Annotated in this window: 1 protein-coding gene; it reads left to right on the top strand. The window is 63.5% G+C overall.

Going from position 1 to position 274, the window contains the following annotated elements:
• The coding region (locus tag GYA94_RS26420) for a DbpA RNA binding domain-containing protein (RefSeq protein ID WP_174824215.1) at positions 1-267 on the top strand (267 nt) is incomplete at its 5' end.
• Positions 268-274: the final 7 nt, after the last annotated feature.

Here is a 274-nt window from a genome sequence, read left to right as displayed (position 1 = left end):
AGCCTGAAGAACAAGGGCGGCGAGCCGCTGCTGCCGGTGATGAGCACCCTGTGCATCGCCGCCGGGCGCAAGGACAAGCTGCGCCCTGGCGACATTCTCGGGGCGTTGACCGGTGATGCCGGGATCCCGGGCAAGCAGGTGGGCAAGATCGCGATCTTTGACTTCCAGGCGTTTGTGGCAGTGGAGCGGGCGCTCGCCAAGCAGGCCATGCAGCGCTTGAACAGCGGCAAGATCAAGGGCCGGTCCCTGAAAGTTCGCATCGTCTGACATTTTT

The sequence above is a fragment of the Pseudomonas juntendi genome, from assembly GCF_009932375.1.
GTDB classification, from domain to species: domain Bacteria; phylum Pseudomonadota; class Gammaproteobacteria; order Pseudomonadales; family Pseudomonadaceae; genus Aquipseudomonas; species Aquipseudomonas juntendi.
This window is presented reverse-complemented; position numbering and strand designations above follow the sequence as displayed.